This is a genomic window from Nocardioides ganghwensis (assembly GCF_014779655.1).
Classification (GTDB): Bacteria; Actinomycetota; Actinomycetes; order Propionibacteriales; family Nocardioidaceae; genus Nocardioides; species Nocardioides ganghwensis.
On sequence record NZ_JACXYX010000002.1, the window covers coordinates 56,626 to 74,775 of the forward strand.

Here is an 18,150-nt window from a genome sequence, read left to right on the forward strand (position 1 = left end):
GGATTGCCGCCGCGTCCACGGACGCACGCCGCGTTAGCTCAGGGGTAGAGCACCAATCTTGTAAATTGGGTTGCGAGAGTTCGAATCTCTCACGCGGCTCCATTGTCGGTCGGCGCGCGTACCTTCTGCACATGAGCTGCCTCGGGTGCGGCGCGACCCTCACCAAGCGCCATCAGAAGGTCTTCTGCAGCAATCGCTGCCAGCGCGCCATGGAGCGCGAGCGCAACGTCGAGCGCTGGCTGGCGACCGGTCGTGCTCGACCACATCGACGGCGACTCGTCCAACAACCGCCGGGAGAACCTCCGTCTGGTGTGTCCCAACTGCGACTCGCAGCTGGAGACCTACAAGGCGCGCAACCGTGGCAAGGGGCGGGCCTGGCGACGACAGCGCTACGCCGAGGGCAAGTCCTACTGAACGTCCCGGCTGAGCAGCCATCGTTCGCCCGAGGGGTCCAAGCAGACCGCGGCGGCGTCACGCGCCAGCTCTCCGTCCGTCCGCTCGCTCAGGTGTGCCGTGTCTCGAGGAAGAAGCGCGTGTGGTCCCCGCGCTCCTCACTGCTGGGCCGGGCAGAGGCGTCACCCTCCCGGATCTGGGTGGCCCAGTTCGATCTCGGCGTCCGCGAGGCTGGCGGTCGGACGCTCGACAAGCTCGTCGTCGTCGCCGGGCAGCTGCCCCGGTGAGGCCGGGGACCTGTCCGGTGAGTCCTCAACGGGTGCATCCCGAGGTCGCCACGATGGCCATCGCGAGCGCCCGAAGCGCGCGGCGCCGCATCAGCGGACCTGCTCGACCTCGAACTCGCACGCAGGGGAGGCGATGGCCTCCTGCGCCGCGATCAGCCGCAGCTCGCGCTCGCCGGAGTCCAGGGTCTCCTTGAGCACCGCGAAGACGGACGAGGCCGTACGGGCCAGCGCGTCGGCGGGGGAGCCGGTCGCCTTGAGGTGCGCGGTGAACAGCGCGGCGGTGATGTCACCGGACCCGTTGGCCTTCATCGGCAGTCGCGGCGTGGTGACGAGCCAGGCGCCGTCAGCGGTGACGGCGAGCATCTCGATGGCGTCGTCGGGCGCACCCTCGCGGTCGACCGACGTGACCAGCACGGTCGTCGGGCCGAGGTCGCGCACCTCGTCGACCGCGGCCAGGACGTCGTCGAGGGACGAGGGCCCGCTCAGGGCGTCCCGGTCGGTGATGAAGCCGAGCTCGAACTGGTTGGGCGTCAGCACGTCGGCCACCGGGATGACGGTGGAGCGGTACTTGGGCGGGATCGCCGGGTTCACGAAGCACCCCGAGGTGGCGTTGCCCATGACCGGGTCGCAGGTGTACGTGGCGTCGGGGTTCGCCGCCTTGACCTGGGCGACCGCGTCGACGATGACGTCCGCGATCTCCGGCGAGCCCTGGTAGCCCGAGAGCACGGTGTCGCAGGTCTCGAACGCACCGCGCTCACCGATCCCGGTGATCACCGCGGCCACGTCGTCGGCCGCGATGAGCGGCCCGCGCCAGGCGCCGTACCCGGTGTGGTTGGAGAAGTTCACCGTCAGCACCGGCCACACCTCGTGGCCGAGGCGCTGGAGGGGGAAGACGGCTGCGGAGTTGCCGACGTGGCCGTAGGCGACGTGGGACTGGATGGAGAGGACGCGCACGGTCCGACCCTAGCCCCGGGGGTCAGGCGACCTGGAGCGACCTCTTGGAGAGTCCCATCCAGTAGCCGTCGATCACCTGGATGCCGGGGTCGTCGGCGGTCGTCGCGGCGCCGAGCGTCACGAACAGCGGCGTGTAGTGCTCGACGGTGGGGTGGGCGTACGGCATGCCGGGCGCCTTGGCCTTGTAGTCGGACAGGGTGTCGACGTCGCCGCGGGTCAGGGCGTCGGCGGCCCACAGGTCGAAGTCGCGTGACCAGCCGGGCACGGCGGCGTCGATCCTCCACTCGGTGAGGAACGGCAGGCCGTGGGTGAGGAAGCCGGAGCCGATGATCAGCACGCCCTCGTCGCGCAGCGGGCGCAGCCGCTCGCCGAGCTTCATCAGGCGCTGCGGGTCGTCGGTCGGCAGCGACATCTGGAGGACCGGGACGTCGGCCTCGGGGAACATGATCTTGAGCGGCACCCACGCACCGTGGTCGAGGCCGCGAGAGGAGTGCTGGTGCACCGGCTCGCTGCTCGGCATCATCGCCGCGACCCGCTGGGCCAGCGCCGAGGCGTCCGGGGTCTCGTAGGTCATCTGGTAGTACTTCGGCGCGAACCCGCCGAAGTCGTAGACCAGCGGGGCGCCGCTGGCGGACAGGCTCACCGGGGCGGACTCCCAGTGCGCGGACACGATGAGGATCGCCTTGGGTCGCGGCAGGTCGCCGGCCCAGGCGGCGAGCTGCCCCGACCAGACCGGGTCGTCGAGCAGTGGCGGGGCACCGTGGCCGATGTAGAGGGCAGGCATGCGTTCGTTCATGACATCCTCAATAGTACAAGTTTCAATTATATTCCGGAAGGGTCCAGTCGACCGGGTCACCATCCTGCTCCTCCAGCAGCCGGTTGACCGTGCTGAACGGCTTCGACCCGAAGAAGCCGCGCCGCGCGCTGAGCGGGGAGGGGTGCGCCGACTCCACGCACGGGACCGGCCCGAGCAGGGGCTTGAGCGACTGGGCGTGCCGGCCCCAGAGGATCGCGGCGCACGGGCCGCCGCGCTCCGCGAGGGCGACGATGGCCCGCTCGGTGACGGCCTCCCAGCCCTTGCCCTGGTGGGAGTTGGAGTCGTTGGGCCGGACGGTGAGCGACCGGTTGAGCAGCATCACTCCCTGGTCGGCCCACGCCGACAGGTCGCCGTGGCGGGGCGGCACGATGCCGAGGTCGTCGCGCAGCTCGACGTAGATGTTGACCAGGCTCGGCGGCAGCGGCCACACGTGCCGCTCGACGGCGAAGCTGAGCCCGATCGGGTGGGTCGGGTTGGGGTAGGGGTCCTGCCCGACGACGAGGACGCGTACGTCGGCCAGCGGGCGCTCGAACGCCCGGAAGATCCGGTCGGCGGAGGGCTGGTAGCCGCGGCCGGCAGCGTTCTCGTCGCGGAGGAACCGGCCCATCGCGGCGATCTGCTCGTCGACCGGCGCGAGCGCCTCGGCCCAGTCCGGGGCGACCCGGCCCTTCTCGACGAGGCCGGCGAGCGCGCTCATCGCGCACCTCCCCGGGCCTCGTGGCGGACGGGTCGCTGCAGCCGGTCGAGGAAGGCGACCAGCAGCGCCTCGCGCATCGCCGGCGAGGCGACGTCGAGCATCGCGTTGACCTCCGCCATCCTGCCGGGCAGCTCGAGGCCCCCGTCCGCAGAGGCTCCCACCAGGCCCGACGCGGCGAGGAGGCCGTCGAAGTCGTCGTCCCCGAGCGCGGTCGGGTCCAGCGCCTCGACGAACGCCACCACGCCCGGGTCCACCGCCACCGGGCCGGCCGCCTGCGCGGCCGCGACCGACTCCGACAGCGCCGTGGCGAACTCCTCGACGTGCGCGCGCGTGCCCGCGCTCACCGACAGGTGGACGGTCGGTCCGGCATCTCCGTAGGACAGCTGGGGCTGGACGTACCAGCCGCGCGAGACCAGCTCGTCGGTCAGCGTGAACGGGTCGCACGAGTCGTCCGTCGCCAGCGTCACGAGGGTCGAGTCCGGTGGCACGACCAGGCGGAGGGCCGGCTCGTCGTCGATGCAGGCCACGATCGCGTCGACGGCCGCGAACGCACGGTCGGCGAGGTCGAGGTAGCCCGCGTCGCCGATGTGCTCGACCACCGCCCACGTGCCGGCGATCGGCCCGCCCGAGCGCGTCGACTGCGTCGTGGCATTGAGCATCGTGTAGCCGGGCCAGGCCGCGGAGGCGAAGATCTGCGGCTTGCGGAGCGCCGCGTCGCGGTGCAGCAGCAGCGACGTCCCCTTGGGGGCGTACGCGTACTTGTGGGTGTCGACCGAGATCGAGGTGACGCCCTCGACGGCGAACGTCCACGGTGCCACCTCGCGACCGAGCCGCGCGGCGTAGGGGAGCACCCACCCGCCGATGCAGGCGTCCACGTGGCAGCGCACGCCGCGGGCGGCCGCGGCTGCCGCGATGTCGGCGACCGGGTCCACCACCCCGTGCGCGTACGACGGGGCGCTGGCGACGACCAGGACCGTGTCGTCGTCGATCGCCTCGGCCATCGCCCGCGCGTCGGCGCGGAAGTCGGGACCGACCGGCACGAGGACCGCCTCGACCCCGAAGTAGTGCGCCGCCTTGTGGAAGGCGGCGTGCGCCGTGGCGGGCAGCACCATCCGGGGCCGTACGACGTCGGGGCGGCTGTCGCGAGCCCCCTGGACCGCCAGCAGGATCGACTCCGTGCCTCCCGAGGTCACCGTCCCCACCGCGGACTCCGGGGCGTCGAGGAGGTCGCAGGCGAAGCCGACGAGCTCGTTCTCCATCTGGAGCAGCGACGGGAAGGCCGTGGGGTCGAGCGCGTTCGAGGCGGCATAGGCGGCGACGGCCTCGCGGGCGACGCGGTCGACCTCCGGGTCGCCGGAGTCGTAGACGTAGGCCAGCGTGCGCCCGCCGTGCACGGGCAGGTCGCCCCGCTGCATCACGGCCAGGCGCTCGATCGGATCAGGCACGGACGGCTCCTTCCGCTGCCGCCACCTCGGCGGCGTCGAGGGTGTACTGGCGCAGCCACCACAGGCTCAGCAGTGTCAGGACCGCGGGCAGCACCGAGAACCCGAGCGTGATCGCGGTGAGGGCCGAGTCCGGCTGGGTGATCTCGCGACCCTCGCTCGAGAGGTAGCCGCCGAGCGCGAGCACGACCGCGAACACCGCCGGTCCCAGGGCGAGGCCGAGCGTCTCCCCGGCCGTCCACACGCCGGTGTAGACGCCGGCCCGGTTCTCGCCCGTGCGCGCCGAGTCGACGGCCGCCGCGTCGGGCAGCATCGCCATCGGGAACACCTGGCACCCCGCGTAGCCCACCCCCACCAGCGCCGTCGCGGCGAACACGACGGCGGGCGGTGCGACCCGTGCGGCGCTCGCGAGCACCGCGCCCGCCGCCAGCACGAGCGAGGCGATGACGTAGCCGCGCTGCTTGCCGATGCGCGTGCCGAGCGAGGCCCACACCGGTGTCAGCAGCAGGGCGGGCCCGACGAAGCACACGAAGAGGATGGTGGCGGCCCCCGACCGCTCCAGCACGTCGCCGGCGAGGTAGTCCACGCCGGCCAGCATGCAGCCGGTGGCGAGGGCCTGCAGGACGAAGGTGGTCAGCAGCACGCGGAAGTCACGCGCCTGCCCCACGACCCGCAGCTGCTCGCGCAGCGAGCCCGCGCCGGCGGCGACCGCACCGATCGGAGCCCTCCGGGTGCCCCACCAGGCGCTGGCGACCCCGACCGCGATCAGCACGGCCATCACCACGCCCATCACCCGGTAGCCGTCGCGGCCGCCCACGGCGTCGCGGATCAGCGGTGCGGTCGCGCCCGCGAGCATGATCGTGAAGGCCAGGATCGCCACCCGCCACGTCATGAGGCGCGTCCGCTCGTCGTACGACGTGGTGATCTCGGCGGGCATCGCCACGTAGGGCACCTGGAAGAAGGCGTACGCCGAGGCGGCCAGCACGAAGAAGAGCAGCACCCAGCCCGCCTCGAGCACCGAGCTCCCGAGGTCGGGAGCGGCGAAGATCAGCGCGAACGCGCCGGCGAGCATGAGCCCGGCGCGGATCAGCCACGGCCGGCGCGGGCCGGCCGGGTCGACGGTCCGGTCGCTCACCCGCCCCGCGATCGGGTTGAGCACCACGTCCCACGCCTTCGGGACGAACACGATGACGCCCGCCCACAGGGCGGCGATCCCGAGCTCGTCGGTCAGGTACGGCAGCAGCATCAGGCCCGGCACGGTGCCGAACGCACCCGTCGCCACCGAGCCGCTGCCGTAGCCGATCCGGACCCCGCGCGGCAGGGTGGCGGGCTCACCCGCCGGAGGGGCAGAGGTCACCGCTGGCCCAGCGCCCGCGAGCCGGCCGACCCGTAGCGCCGGGAGGGGTTGGAGCCGATCGTGTCGGCGGATGCCTTCCTGGCTGCGCGCTTCCTGGCGGGGGCCTTCTCGGCGGGGGCCTTCGGAGCTGCCGTCCTCGTCGGCGCAGCCGCCTTCTTCGCAGCCGCCTTCTTCGCAGCCGCCTTCTTCGGAGCGGGCGCCTTCTTCGCGGGCGCCTTGCGGGCCGCGCGCTTCGTGGGGGCCGGTGCCGCCGGGACTGCGCCCGACCACTCGTCGACCCACTCGTCGATGACCGTCCACGTCGTCCCGCGTGCGGCCCGGCCGGTCAGCATGCCGAGGTGCCCGCCCGGCACGACCTCGAAGCGCACCTGCGGCGCGCCGGTCAGCAGCGGCACCACGGCGCGTACGGCGGGCAGGGGTGCGATGCCGTCGGTGTTGCCGGCGAAGACGAGCGTGGGGACCGAGATGGCCGCCAGGTCGATCGTCCTGTCGCCGACCTCCATGGTGCCGCGCGCGAGGGCGTTGCCCTTGACGAAGCGGTGGTAGAGCTGGCCGAACGTCCTGCCGGGGTAGGCGAACATGTTGGCCCGGAAGCGATCGACCGCCTCGAGCTGGGCGAGGTAGTCGGTGTCGTCGAGGTGGGTCAGCACCGCCAGCGGCTTGGTGACGACCTTCTGGGCGGACGCGGCGGTGAAGGCCCAGTTGACGAGCGGCTGGGGGATCCCGCCCAGGGCCCGGTAGGCGCGGGTGATCGCGCCGCGGCCCTGGGTCAGGTTGAGCAGCGGGCGGACCGGCGCGACCAGCGGCACCTTGGTGACGTCGACGGGTGACCCGACCACGGTGATCGAGGCGATGGGCAGGTCCTGCCGGTCGGCTGCGACGAGCAGCGTGAAGATGCCGCCGAGGCTCCACCCGACCAGGTGCACCCCGCGACCGCCGGAGTGCTCGTGCACGGCCCGGACCGCCTCGGGCAGCACCTCGTCGACCCAGTGCTCCACGCCGAGCGACCGGTTGCGGAACGAGACCTGCCCGTACTCCAGCAGGTAGGTCGGCCGGCCCCCTGCCACGAGGTGCTCGACCAGCGAGCACCCGCGGCGCAGGTCGAAGCACAGGGCCGGTGCGGCCAGCGGCGTGACCAGCAGGATGGGGTCGCCGGTCTCGGGCACGTCCTTCGCCGGCCGGTAGTGGTAGACCTCGCGCAGCTCCCCGTCGTCGATCAGCGTGCGGGGCATCGGCCGCAGGTCGGCCAGCCCTCCGTAGAGCAGGGTGTGAGCCACGTTCCCGGCCGCGGCGACGACCTGCTCGGGCTTGGGGATGAGGTCCATGGAAAGAAATCTACGGCCCGGGTGCATCCACCGTGGGGCCTCGGCCGGAGAAGGGGGTGACGGGCGCCACCGGGCGCCCCTGATGGAAGGACTTCCCATGGCTCGTCGCGTACCCGCCCTCCTGGCCGCCTCGGCTCTCGCCCTCGGCACCATGGCCACCGCCCCCGCCGCCAACGCCAAGGCGGTCGGCGAGGACAGCCTCGCCGCCCTGCTCACCTCGGACAAGAACAAGTTCGACGGCAACGCGAAGGACTTCGACATCGTGACCGAGGCCGCCCTCGCGATCGTCGCCGCGAAGCCCGGCTCCCCGGTGGGCGTCCTGGCCGACGGCACGAAGCGAGCCACCGTGTTCGCGCCCACCGACCAGGCGTTCCGCCTGCTCGCCAAGGACCTCACCGGCCAGACGATCAAGAGCGAGAAGAAGATCTTCGAGGCCCTCGTGGAGCTCGCCGGTGTGGACACCATCGAGACCGTCCTGCTCTACCACGTCGTGCCGGGCAAGACGCTGACGAGCAACAAGGTGCTCAAGGCCGACGGCGCCAAGCTCATGACGGCCGCCGGCGAGACCGTGAAGGTCAAGATCCGCAAGAAGCCGTCCCTGCGCATCACGCTGAAGGACAAGGACCGCGACGACCGCGACCCGCGCGTCGTGCTCAGCGCCCTCGACCTCAACAAGGGCAACAAGCAGGTCGCCCACGGGATCGACCGGGTGCTCCGCCCGATCAACCTCTGATCCACCGACGGCGACGCGAAGCCTGACGGGCGGGGAGCGGCGATGACCATCATCCCGTTCCCCGCCCGCTCGACCCGCCGGTACGGTGACCCCGTGGTCACCCAGGCGATGTCCTTCGAGGACGAGCAGGACGACGCCGTCCGTGCGCTCGCCGCGCGACTGGTCGCGGGCGACGAGACCGCCCTCGAGGAGATCTACGACCGGTGGTCCGCGCTGGTGCACACCTATGCGCTCCGCGCGCTGCGCGACCCGCACGACGCGGAGGACGTGACCCAGCAGGTCTTCGTCGCAGCGTGGCGCAGTCGTCACACCCTGACCCCGAGCCCCGCGGCCCTGCCCGCCTGGCTGCTGGGCATCGCCCGCCACAAGGTGGCGGACGCACGGGCGGCGCGGGCCCGCGACGCCGACCGGGTGGCCGCCGTCGTGTCCCTCCCGGGGGCCCACGACGGCTCCGACCAATCCGTCGACGACGACGTCGCCGAACGACTGGTCGTACGGCAGGCCGTCGACGAGCTGCCGGACCCGCGCCGCACCATCATGTTCCTCGCCTTCTGGGAGGAGCGCAGTCATGCCGAGATCGCCGAGACCGTCGGTCTGCCGCTCGGCACCGTCAAGAGCCATGTCCGCCGTGGCCTGATCAAGCTCCACCAGCAGCTCGAGGGGGTGCGCCATGAGTCACGCTGATCCCGACCAGCTGGCCGGGCTCGCCCTCGACCCGACCGACGGCCCCGAGGACGTCCGTGACCACGCGGCGACCTGCCCCGAGTGCGCCGCGCTGCTGGCTGCGTTCACCGGCGTACGCCGCCGCGCGGGTGCCGACGCGCTCGTCGCCCCGCCCGCGCGGGTCCGCGCGCAGGTGCTGGCCGAGGTCCGCGCCGGCGACCCGGCCGAACCGGCGGCGCCGCCCGTGCCCGACGAGTTGGCACGGCGCCGGGGCGTCCCGCTCTGGCTCGCCGCCGTGGCCGCGGCCCTGGCGTTGCTCGCCGGGGTGGGCCTGGGCCGCTGGGGCACCGGAGGCGAGGGGGCCCCCGAGGCGGTGGTCCCGCCGGCCGACACCGGCACCGTCGTGGCAGCCGCCACCCTGACGGCTCTCGACAGCGACGCCGACCGTGGCGAGGCCAGCGCCGTGCAGTCCGAGGACACCTTCACCATCCGGGTCAGCGCCACCGAGCTCGGCGACGCGCCGGGCGTGCGCGAGGTGTGGCTGATCCACGTCGACGGGGTGCGGATGGTCTCCATCGGCCTGCTCGCCGCGGGTGACGACGGCGAGTTCGCGGTCCCGATGGAGCTGATCGACGAGGGCTACCGGATCGTCGACATCTCGGTCGAGCCCGACGACGGCGACCCGACCCACTCCGGCGTCAGCGTGGCCCGCGGCGAGCTCGCCTGAGCCTGCGCACCGGGTCCGCAGGGGTGGGCTTCCTCGACATCGCGGCGCGGTGCGACTAGGAACGACTCCATGAGGTGGAGGTACGCGATCCTGGGCGGCACCGCGGCCGCGGCCGCCGCGACGACGGTCCACGACCTGGTTCAGCGCAAGCACGCGATCCTGCGCAACTTCCCCGTCGTGGGCCACGGCCGGTTCCTGGTGGAGAAGTTCGGGCCCGAGCTGCGCCAGTACATCGTCACCAGCAACGACGAGGAGCGTCCGTTCAGCCGCGACCAGCGGCGCTGGGTCTACGCCAGCTCCAAGCTCGAGAACAACTACTTCGGATTCGGTACCGACAACGACGTGGAGCGCGTCGAGGGCTACCCGATCATCAAGCACCGCACCTTCGCCGGCCCGGGAGCCGCCACCATGCCGCACGCGCAGGAGGAGATCGCCCTGCCGTGCGCCAAGGTGATGGGAGCGGCCCGGGGACGTACGCACGCGTTCCGCCCCGGGTCGGTCGTCAACATCTCCGGCATGAGCTTCGGCTCGCTGTCGGGCAAGGCGATCGAGGCGCTCAACAAGGGCGCCGCGATGACCGACTGCCTGCAGAACACCGGGGAGGGCGCGCTCTCACCGCACCACCGCCACGGCGGCGACATCGTCTTCCAGATCGGCACGTCCTACTTCGGCTGCCGCGACGAGCACGGTCGTTTCGACCTGGCCCGCCTGGTCGACCTCGTGGAGTCCGCACCCGTCCGGGCGATCGAGGTCAAGCTCAGCCAGGGCGCCAAGCCGGGGCTCGGCGGGATGCTGCCGGGGGAGAAGGTCAGCCGGGAGATCGCCGAGATCCGCGGCATCCCCGAGGGGAAGGACTGCGCCTCGCCCAGCCGGCACGCGGTCTTCTCGGACGTCGACTCGATGCTCGACTTCGTCGAGACGGTCGCGCAGGCGACCGGCCTGCCCGTCGGCATCAAGTCGGCCGTCGGCAACCTCACCATGTGGGACGAGCTGACCGAGGAGATGTCCCGCGGCGGGCGCGGCGTCGACTTCGTCAACATCGACGGCGGCGAGGGCGGCACCGGTGCCGCGCCGATGATCTTCGCCGACTCGGTCGCCTACCCCTTCCGCATCGGGTTCGCCGAGGTCTACCGCCGCTTCGCCGCGGCCGGGCTGACCGACGACGTGGTGTTCGTCGGCGCCGGCAAGCTCGGCATCCCGGAGAACGCGATCGTGGCGTTCGCGCTGGGCGCCGACATGGTCAACGTCGGCCGGGAGGCGATGATGGCCATCGGCTGCATCCAGGCGCAGAAGTGCCACACCGACCACTGCCCGGTCGGGGTGGCCACCCAGAACCCGCGCTACACCCGCGGGCTCGACGTCGGCCTGAAGAGCGTGCGGGCCGCCAACTACATCCGCTCCCTGCGCCGCGACCTGCTCAAGGTCTCGGAGGCGATCGGCGTCGTGCACCCCGGCCTCATCGCGCCGGGCGACATCGACCTCCTCGACGGCACGAGGTCCTCGGTGGGCCTCGCGCAGACCTACGGCTACGACCCGACCTGGCAGCGGCTCGGCCCGGCGCTGGTGAAGGAGATCGAGGCGATCATGGTCGCGCAGGACGCCACGCACGGCGCCGCCGCCGGCGCCAGCGACGGGGCGTGAGCCCGGCCCCGTCGCGTCAGCGCGCCCGCGACTGGCGCACGGTCTTGTCGTGGTGCTCGGGCAGGGCCTCGAGCTCGTCGAGGAAGTCGGCGGCCCACTTGGCCACGTCGTTGGCGACGACCGTCCGGCGCATCGCGCGCATCCGTCGCGAGGTCTCCTTGCCCTCGGCGGCGTACGCCTCGAGCAGCGCGGACTTCATGCCGTCGATGTCGTAGGGGTTGACCAACCAGGCCTGGCGCAGCTCCTGGGCGGCGCCGGCGAACTCCGAGAGCACCAGCGCGCCGTCGTCCTCGAAGCGGCAGGCGACGTACTCCTTGGCGACGAGGTTCATCCCGTCGCGGAACGGGGTCACGACCATCACGTCGGCCGCCCGGTAGAGGGCGGCCATCTCCTCGCGGGGGTAGGAGGAGTGCATGTAGGAGATGGCCGGGCGACCGATGCGGCCGTGGTCGCCGTTGATCCGGCCGACCAGGAGCTCGATCTCGTCGCGGAGGATGCGGTACTGCTCGACGCGCTCGCGCGAGGGCGTGGCGACCTGGACGAACACCGCGTCCTCGACGTCGAGCTGGCCGTCGCGGACCAGCTCGCCGAACGCGCGCAGGCGCGAGTGGATGCCCTTGGTGTAGTCGAGGCGGTCGACGCCGAGGAAGATCCGTCGCGGGTTGCCCAGCGCGTCGCGGATCTCGGCGGCACGCTTCTCCACGCCCTCCGACCGGGCGAGCTCCTCGAAGCCCGCGGTGTCGATCGAGATGGGGAACGCCGTCGCCTTCACGGGGCGACCGTCGGGGAGGTAGATGGTGTCGCGGTGGGTCTTGTGGCCCACCCGGCTGCGCACGAGGCGCACGAAGTTGGCCGCGGCACCGGGCAGCTGGAAGCCGATCAGGTCGGCGCCGAGCAGTCCCTCGAGGATCTGGCGGCGCCACGGCAGCTGGGAGAACAGCTCCGCAGGGGGGAACGGGATGTGGAGGTAGAAGCCGATGCGCAGGTCGGGCCGCTGGGTGCGCAGCATCTGCGGCACGAGCTGGAGCTGGTAGTCCTGGACCCACACCGTCGCGCCCTCGGCGGCCACCTCCGCGGCCTTGTCGGCGAAGCGCTGGTTGACCGCGACGTAGGAGTCCCACCACTCGCGGTGGAACTCCGGTTTGGCGATCACGTCGTGGTAGAGCGGCCAGAGCGTGCCGTTGGAGAAGCCCTCGTAGAACTCCTCGACCTCCTGCGCGCTCAGCGACACCGGGACCAGGGAGAGCCCGTCCTCCACGAACGGCTCGAAGGCCTCGTCGTCGGCCGACCCCGGCCAGCCGATCCACGCACCGTCGTTGGCGCGCAGCACCGGCTCGAGCGCGGTCACCAGCCCGCCGGGGGAGGTGCGCCACGACGCGGAGCCGTCAGGGGCGATCACGCGGTCCACGGGCAGTCGGTTGGCCACGATGACGAGGTCTGCCTGCGGGGTCGGGCTCACACCCGCCACCCTAACGACGACCGGTGACGCGCAGGTCACCCCGGAGTGTCCCCGTGAGCGTCACGGCGGACCGCAGCGACCTCGTGGGTTTGTCCAGACGACTCGCCGGAGGCGAATGACATCGTTGTGGTTCGTCACCTAGACTGAGCGCAGTCCACCCGGTCACGGGCGGACGTGGGGTCGAGGAGGAACACACGCATGGACGCAGCGAAGCACATTCCGACCGAGCAGGAGACTGCTGCCGGGCTGAGCCAGCGCGACCGCGACATCCTCGAGTTCGAGCGCCACTGGTGGAAGTACGCCGGCGCCAAGGAGCAGGCCGTCCGCGAGAAGTTCGACATGTCCTCGACCCGCTACTACCAGGTCCTCAACGCGCTCATCGACCGTCCGGAGGCCCTCGAGGCCGACCCGCTCCTCGTCCGCCGGCTGCGTCGCCTCCGCGCGTCCCGCCAGCGGCAGCGCTCCGCGCGCCGCCTCGGCTTCGAGATCTGACCCAGCGAGACCCGCCCACTCACGATTGGTCACCTTCCCCATGACCTTCCGCACGACCTCCTTCCCCAGTCCCGGTCGATCCCCGCAACCTCGTCGTCGCGACGAGCGGGGCGTGGCGTTCCCGTCCCCGCTCGTGATGCTGTCGGTCCTCGCCGTCGCGATGGCCTCGATCACCTTCATCGCCACCCGCGACCAGGCGCCGACCGAGCGACGCGTCGACACCGCCACGATCGCCAGCGCCGAGCAGTCGCCCTCCGTCGAGCCGGAGCCGGCCCCGACCGAGACAGAGGCTCCCAAGCCCAAGCCCCGGGTCAAGCGCGGCGAGGTCTACGTCGAGGTCTACAACAACTCCGGCATCAAGGGCCTCGCGGCCGCGACGGCAGCCCGCGCCACCGGCGTCGGCTGGTCCGTCGTGGGCGAGGACAACTGGCAGGGCCTGATCCCGACCAGCACCGTCTACTTCCCGCCGCGGCTCAAGGCCGCCGGCAAGCAGCTCGCGCTCGACCTCGGCATCAAGCGCACGGCGCCCGCCGTCGGCGTGATGAAGCGCGACCGGCTCACTGTCATCCTCACCGCGGACGCCCCGCGCTGACCCGTCCGCCGGCCCCCGGATTTCCGGGACGGTTCGGCGGCCGCGGGCGTCGCGTGGTTGGGTGAGTCCATGGAGTTCACCTCCGACGCCGCGCGCGCCCACTACGACGCCGTACGCGACGTCCTCGACGGTGTGGTCGTCGGGCTCGACTTCGACGGCACTCTCTCGCCGGTGGTGGACGACCCCGAGGCCGCCCGCCTGCACCCCGGGGCCCCCGGCGCGCTGCTCGAGCTCGCCGAGGCGGTCCGGGCCGTCGCGGTGATCACCGGGCGTCCGGCGCGCCAGGCGATCGCGATGGGTGACCTCGACGCGCTCGGCAACGCCATGCTCGACCGCGGGGCCGAGCTCTTCGTCTTCGGCCAGTACGGCAACGAGCGGTGGTCGGCCACCGAGCAGCGGATCCGCTCGCCCCGCCCGCCGGCCGGGCTCGCGAGCTTCGAGCGCGAGCTGCCCCAGGTGCTGCGCGGCGCCGGGGCGGCCGACGCCTACGTCGAGGAGAAGGGCCTGGCCGTCGCGGTCCACACCCGGCGGATGGACGACCCGGCGGGGGCCTTCGAGAGGCTCGTCAAGCCGATCGCCGCCCTCGCCGAGCGCCACCGCCTCACCATCGAGCCGGGCCGCAACGTCATCGAGATCCGCTCGGGTGACATGCACAAGGGCCAGGCCGTGCGCACCTTCGTCGCCGAGCAGGAGGCCACGGGCGTGGTCTTCGGCGGCGACGACCTCGGTGACGTCGAGGCCTTCGAGGCCGTCCGCGCGCTGCGCGCCGACGGCCTGCCCGGTCTCGTCGTCTGCTCGGCGTCGCACGAGCAGCCCGACCTCGTACGCCTGGCCGACGTGGTCGTCGACGGCCCTGCCGGGGTGGTGGACCTGCTCAGCAGCCTCGCTCGCCGGCGCTGACCGAGCCGGCGGGCGGACGCCCACCCGCACCGCGGCGCGACCACATCGTGGACTCGATGTGCGCATCGTGAGACGGCCCGCCTAGGCTGAGCCTGCTCATCACGAGGGACTGAGGGAACGGCCCGTTGAAGTCCCGGCAACCACCCGCGAGCCTCCTGTCCGGAATCATCCGGCCAGTCGCGGGAGCAGGTGCCAAATCCGGCCCACGCGAGAGTCGCGGGGACAGATGAGAAGGAGGACTTCATGAGCACCCTGCTGGACGAGACCACGAGCACGACGACCCCGCGCAAGGGCCTGCGGGAGGGTGCCTTCGGCAACGCCCGCGCCCTGACCTGCCGCGAGTGCGGCCACGAGGTCGAGCTCGGCCCGTCGTACGCCTGTCCGGAGTGTTTCGGGCCACTGGAGGTGGCCTACGACTTCCCGACGGTGACCCGCGAGGAGATCGCCGCCGGACCCCGCAACATCTGGCGCTACAAGGCGCTGCTGCCGGTGCCGACCGACATCGAGCAGAGCCCCAACACCGAGCCCGGCTTCACCAGGCTGCTCGAGGCGAAGAACCTCGCCCGCGAGCTCGGCATCGACAAGCTCTGGGTCAAGGACGACTCGACCAACCCCACCAACTCCTTCAAGGACCGCGTGGTCGCCTGCGCCCTGAGCGCCGCCCGCGAGCTCGACGCGAAGGTCTTCGCCTGCCCCTCCACCGGCAACCTCGCCAACGCTGTCGCCGCGGCCGGGGCCCGCGCCGGGATCCCCACGGTGGTGTTCATCCCGAGCAACCTCGAGACGCCGAAGAAGGTCAACTCGGCGGTCTTCACCGAGAAGCTCGTCGCGGTCGACGGCAACTACGACGACGTCAACAAGCTCGCCTCGGAGATCGCCGGCGAGGAGGAGGGCTGGGCGTTCGTCAACGTCAACGTGCGGCCCTTCTACGCCGAGGGCTCCAAGACCCTCGGCTACGAGATCGCCGAGCAGCTCGGCTGGCGCCTGCCCGACCAGATCGTCATCCCCGTCGCGTCGGGCTCCCAGCTGACGAAGGTCGACAAGGCGTTCCAGGAGCTCATCGCGCTCGGCCTCGTCGAGGACAAGCCCTACAGGGTCTTCGGCGCCCAGGCGACCGGCTGCTCGCCGGTGTCGGTGGCCTACAAGGCGGAGACCGACGCGATCCGCCCGGTCAAGCCCGACACCATCGCCAAGAGCCTCGCGATCGGCAACCCCGCGGACGGCATCTACGTCCTCGACATCTGCCGCCGCACCGGCGGTGCGGTCGAGGACATCTCCGACGACGAGGTCCGCGACGCGATCGTGCTGCTGGCCCGCACCGAGGGCATCTTCACCGAGACCGCCGGTGGCACCACGGTCGGCGTGCTCAGGAAGCTCGTCGAGACCGGCCAGCTCGACACCTCGCTCGAGACCGTGGTGATCAACACCGGCCACGGCCTCAAGACCCTCGACTCGGTCTCCGACCGCGTCGGCCCGGCCGCGACCATCGCACCGTCCTACGACGCCTTCGTGGCGTCCGGCATCCTCTGACAGGCAGGAACCCGACATGGCAGTCTCCGTACGGATCCCGACCATCCTGCGCACCTACACCGGGGGCGAGTCCGAGGTGAGCGCCGAGGGCGACACCCTCGCGGCCGTGCTCGACGACCTCGACGCCAGCTACGCCGGCATCAAGGGCCGGATCCTCGACGAGGCGGGCCAGCTGCGTCGGTTCGTCAACGTCTACGTCGGCAACGACGACGTGCGCTTCCTCGACGACCTCGCGACCCCCACGCCCGACGGCGTGCAGATCTCGGTGATCCCGGCGGTCGCCGGAGGCTGAGCGGCTCGGTCCGCGGCGGTCCGGACGGGGGTCACGGAGCCCGTACGTCGACGACGGCGGCGTTGCCCCGTCCGTCGATGCGCAGCTCGGCGACGGCGCCGTCGCGCAGCAGGTCCTCGGTCTCGCGCGCCTCGTCCTGGGGCAGGAACCAGCTCTCGATGCCGCACCGGATCTGCCACGACCGGTCGTCGCAGGCCAGGTAGGGGCCGTCCCCGGGCCGCTCGCGCGACCACTCGGAGGCCGTCCACACCCCGTCGCGCTCCACCAGCGTGATGTAGAGGTCGCCGGACTCGCCGTCGTCGAGCGCGCCGAGGCCGGGCTCGACGAAGGACTGCGAGTCGTCGTGGCGCAGGTCCGGGTAGTCCAGCGCGACGTACGCCCCGCGGAACGGGTCGATCGGGTCGACGGGCGCGACCCGCACGAGGTAGGAGTCGCCGGCCAGTCGGGCGGACAGCTGCGGGGCGACACCCAGCCCGACCAGGACGAGCTGGCTCACGGCGATGACGCCGGTGGTCACGGTGCGGTTCATCGGTCGGTTCCCTTCGGGGAGCTGGAGTCGGAGCCGGGAGCGGAGCCGGGGCCGGCGTTGGAGTCGGAGTCGAGTGCGGAGGCGAGCTCGCGACGTGCCCGGTCGAAGAGGAAGCCGGTGCCCAGGAAGACGGTGCCGAGGACCACGAACAGCCAGGCGCCGGTGACGATCGGGGCGAAGACGGCGAAGCTCTGGAACGTCGTGAAGACCACGAGCCCCACCATCGCCATCCACGTCAGCGGCGGGTGGTCGCGCACGGTGCCGAGCGCGACGAGCGCCACGGCCAGCACGACGTAGGCGAGGACCGACACCGCGGCGTGGGCCCAGTCGCCGGCGTCGACGTCGGAGGGGTCCGTCCCGGTCGTCCAGAGACCGAGGAGGGTGGCGGCCACCAGCACGACCACCGCACCGAGCGGCTCCAGGACGCGCAGGCCGGGTCGGGTGAGGGCCGCGGCGGTCGCGGCGAGACCGGCGACGACGAGCGCCACCACCAGCCAGGTGGACCAGTCGATCCCGTCGCCACCGATGTCGGGCACCGCGGCGACGAACATCGCGAGCAGCGCCATGCCGCCCGCGACGGTGCGCCAGGTCCAGGCGAAGGCGTCGATGCGCCGGTCGTGCAGCACGGCGAGCCCTGCGGCCAGGACCGATGCCGCGCCCATCAGCATCACCACGGTGAGGCCGTTCTGCGAGTCCCACATCGGCTGCATGAACCACCACGTGACGCCGGTGAGGACCCCGACCACGAACGGCATGTACGCCCGGGTCAGGTAGGCGTGGACGAAGGCGCCGGCCGACCACAGGCCCACGAGGCGCGGCTCGTACGCCGGCACCTGCAGCGACTGCGCGGCCTGGAAGACGACCGCGCCGGCACCGAGCGCGGCGAGGAGGCGTACGGCTCCGACGAGGGGCGCGGAGGCGCCGCGCGCGGCGAGCACCTCGCCGCCGACGAGGAACGCCAGCCACAGGGCCGCGATCGCGGCGAACCGGGTGACGGGGGACAGCTGGTCGAGGTTGGCGGCGACCAGCCAGATGAGTCCGACGCCGACGAAGCCGGCGCCGAGGTAGAGGAAGACGCGGCCGATGCTCGTGCGGGTGTGGCGCTCGGCGGGGTAGCGGGCCGAGACGCGCGACGAGATGCGCGCCGCCTGGTCCTCGCTGATGATCCCCTGCGAGGTCCAGTCGGTGAGCTCGGTGCGCAGCCAGTCGAGCTGGCGCGGCGGGACGGGGCGGGTGGCGAGGGACGTGGCCGAGGACGATCCCGGGGCGGAGGTGTTGCTCATGCGTCCAGCGTTCTCCTCGGGAGCCGGGTTGTCCTGA

At 72.2% G+C, this 18,150-nt stretch carries 20 protein-coding genes, 1 tRNA gene and 1 riboswitch; of the genes, 12 read left to right on the top strand and 9 right to left on the bottom strand.

Features of this window, described 5'->3' with window-relative positions:
- Positions 1-27: 27 nt before the first annotated feature.
- The 3 genes from IEZ24_RS02495 (at position 28) to IEZ24_RS02505 (ending at position 680) form a co-directional block, all read left to right on the top strand.
- Positions 28-102 (top strand) — tRNA-Thr (locus IEZ24_RS02495).
- 150 nt (positions 103-252) lie between these two features.
- The gene (locus IEZ24_RS21495) at positions 253-414 is read left to right on the top strand and encodes an HNH endonuclease (RefSeq protein WP_207206678.1); all 162 of its coding nucleotides are present in this window, start codon (positions 253-255) and stop codon (positions 412-414) included.
- 119 nt (positions 415-533) lie between these two features.
- A complete protein-coding gene (locus tag IEZ24_RS02505) occupies positions 534-680 on the top strand; it encodes a hypothetical protein (RefSeq protein WP_165355950.1) in 147 nt (48 codons plus the stop codon).
- Between the two features lie 90 nt (positions 681-770).
- On the opposite strand, the gene pdxY is transcribed toward IEZ24_RS02505, so the two are convergent.
- Genes pdxY through IEZ24_RS02535 form a run of 6 tightly spaced genes read right to left on the bottom strand, consistent with a single transcriptional unit; the run spans position 771 to position 7,272 of the window.
- Positions 771-1,634, bottom strand: a complete 864-nt coding sequence (gene pdxY / locus IEZ24_RS02510; protein WP_129453292.1) for a pyridoxal kinase PdxY — start codon at positions 1,632-1,634, stop codon at positions 771-773.
- Between the two features lie 22 nt (positions 1,635-1,656).
- Entirely contained in the window at positions 1,657-2,430 is a 774-nt protein-coding gene (locus IEZ24_RS02515) for a dioxygenase family protein (protein WP_129453293.1), read from the bottom strand.
- A 22-nt stretch (positions 2,431-2,452) separates the two neighbouring features.
- Positions 2,453-3,148 carry a uracil-DNA glycosylase gene (locus IEZ24_RS02520; RefSeq protein WP_129453294.1) on the bottom strand — a complete coding sequence of 232 codons (696 nt, stop codon included), beginning with the start codon at positions 3,146-3,148 and terminating at the stop codon, positions 2,453-2,455.
- The gene (locus tag IEZ24_RS02525; protein WP_242498358.1) at positions 3,145-4,593 is read right to left on the bottom strand and encodes a pyridoxal phosphate-dependent decarboxylase family protein; all 1,449 of its coding nucleotides are present in this window, start codon (positions 4,591-4,593) and stop codon (positions 3,145-3,147) included. Before IEZ24_RS02525 ends, IEZ24_RS02520 begins: the two co-directional genes overlap by 4 nt.
- A complete protein-coding gene (locus tag IEZ24_RS02530; RefSeq protein ID WP_129453295.1) occupies positions 4,586-5,947 on the bottom strand; it encodes an MFS transporter in 1,362 nt (453 codons plus the stop codon). Before IEZ24_RS02530 ends, IEZ24_RS02525 begins: the two co-directional genes overlap by 8 nt.
- Entirely contained in the window at positions 5,944-7,272 is a 1,329-nt protein-coding gene (locus IEZ24_RS02535; RefSeq protein WP_129453296.1) for an alpha/beta fold hydrolase, read from the bottom strand. Before IEZ24_RS02535 ends, IEZ24_RS02530 begins: the two co-directional genes overlap by 4 nt.
- Before the next feature lie 97 nt (positions 7,273-7,369).
- Between IEZ24_RS02535 and IEZ24_RS02540 the strand changes: the two genes are divergently transcribed.
- The 4 genes from IEZ24_RS02540 (at position 7,370) to IEZ24_RS02555 (ending at position 11,036) form a co-directional block, all read left to right on the top strand.
- Positions 7,370-8,005 carry a fasciclin domain-containing protein gene (locus IEZ24_RS02540; protein WP_207206679.1) on the top strand — a complete coding sequence of 212 codons (636 nt, stop codon included), beginning with the start codon at positions 7,370-7,372 and terminating at the stop codon, positions 8,003-8,005.
- 42 nt (positions 8,006-8,047) lie between these two features.
- Entirely contained in the window at positions 8,048-8,689 is a 642-nt protein-coding gene (locus IEZ24_RS02545; RefSeq protein ID WP_207206680.1) for an RNA polymerase sigma factor, read from the top strand.
- Entirely contained in the window at positions 8,676-9,395 is a 720-nt protein-coding gene (locus tag IEZ24_RS02550) for an anti-sigma factor (protein ID WP_129453298.1), read from the top strand. Before IEZ24_RS02545 ends, IEZ24_RS02550 begins: the two co-directional genes overlap by 14 nt.
- A 69-nt stretch (positions 9,396-9,464) precedes the next feature.
- The gene (locus IEZ24_RS02555) at positions 9,465-11,036 is read left to right on the top strand and encodes an FMN-binding glutamate synthase family protein (RefSeq protein WP_129453299.1); all 1,572 of its coding nucleotides are present in this window, start codon (positions 9,465-9,467) and stop codon (positions 11,034-11,036) included.
- A 16-nt stretch (positions 11,037-11,052) separates the two neighbouring features.
- Here IEZ24_RS02555 and IEZ24_RS02560 read toward each other — a convergent pair whose 3' ends face one another.
- Complete coding sequence (locus IEZ24_RS02560) at positions 11,053-12,495, bottom strand: alpha,alpha-trehalose-phosphate synthase (UDP-forming) (protein ID WP_129453300.1); 1,443 nt, start codon at positions 12,493-12,495, stop codon at positions 11,053-11,055.
- 198 nt (positions 12,496-12,693) lie between these two features.
- On the opposite strand from IEZ24_RS02560, the gene IEZ24_RS02565 reads away from it, so the two are divergent.
- The 5 genes from IEZ24_RS02565 to IEZ24_RS02585 all read left to right on the top strand — a co-directional run bounded on the left by IEZ24_RS02565 (position 12,694) and on the right by IEZ24_RS02585 (position 16,301).
- Positions 12,694-12,987 carry a DUF3263 domain-containing protein gene (locus IEZ24_RS02565; protein WP_129453301.1) on the top strand — a complete coding sequence of 98 codons (294 nt, stop codon included), beginning with the start codon at positions 12,694-12,696 and terminating at the stop codon, positions 12,985-12,987.
- A 112-nt stretch (positions 12,988-13,099) separates the two neighbouring features.
- The gene (locus IEZ24_RS02570) at positions 13,100-13,579 is read left to right on the top strand and encodes a LytR C-terminal domain-containing protein (protein ID WP_242498359.1); all 480 of its coding nucleotides are present in this window, start codon (positions 13,100-13,102) and stop codon (positions 13,577-13,579) included.
- Positions 13,580-13,648: 69 nt separating this feature from the next.
- Positions 13,649-14,479 carry a trehalose-phosphatase gene (gene otsB / locus IEZ24_RS02575; protein ID WP_129453303.1) on the top strand — a complete coding sequence of 277 codons (831 nt, stop codon included), beginning with the start codon at positions 13,649-13,651 and terminating at the stop codon, positions 14,477-14,479.
- A gap of 93 nt (positions 14,480-14,572) precedes the next feature.
- Positions 14,573-14,712: riboswitch (SAM riboswitch) on the top strand.
- A gap of 10 nt (positions 14,713-14,722) precedes the next feature.
- Entirely contained in the window at positions 14,723-16,009 is a 1,287-nt protein-coding gene (thrC, locus tag IEZ24_RS02580) for a threonine synthase (RefSeq protein ID WP_129453304.1), read from the top strand.
- Positions 16,010-16,025: 16 nt separating this feature from the next.
- Positions 16,026-16,301 carry a MoaD/ThiS family protein gene (locus IEZ24_RS02585; protein ID WP_129453305.1) on the top strand — a complete coding sequence of 92 codons (276 nt, stop codon included), beginning with the start codon at positions 16,026-16,028 and terminating at the stop codon, positions 16,299-16,301.
- Between the two features lie 31 nt (positions 16,302-16,332).
- Here the strand turns inward: IEZ24_RS02585 and IEZ24_RS02590 are convergent, their stop codons facing one another.
- Together IEZ24_RS02590 and IEZ24_RS02595 are read right to left on the bottom strand one after the other, a co-directional pair.
- Positions 16,333-16,830, bottom strand: a complete 498-nt coding sequence (locus tag IEZ24_RS02590) for a GDYXXLXY domain-containing protein (RefSeq protein WP_129453306.1) — start codon at positions 16,828-16,830, stop codon at positions 16,333-16,335.
- Positions 16,827-18,113 carry a DUF2157 domain-containing protein gene (locus IEZ24_RS02595; protein WP_165355952.1) on the bottom strand — a complete coding sequence of 429 codons (1,287 nt, stop codon included), beginning with the start codon at positions 18,111-18,113 and terminating at the stop codon, positions 16,827-16,829. The genes IEZ24_RS02590 and IEZ24_RS02595 overlap by 4 nt, the downstream gene beginning before the upstream one ends.
- Positions 18,114-18,150: the final 37 nt, after the last annotated feature.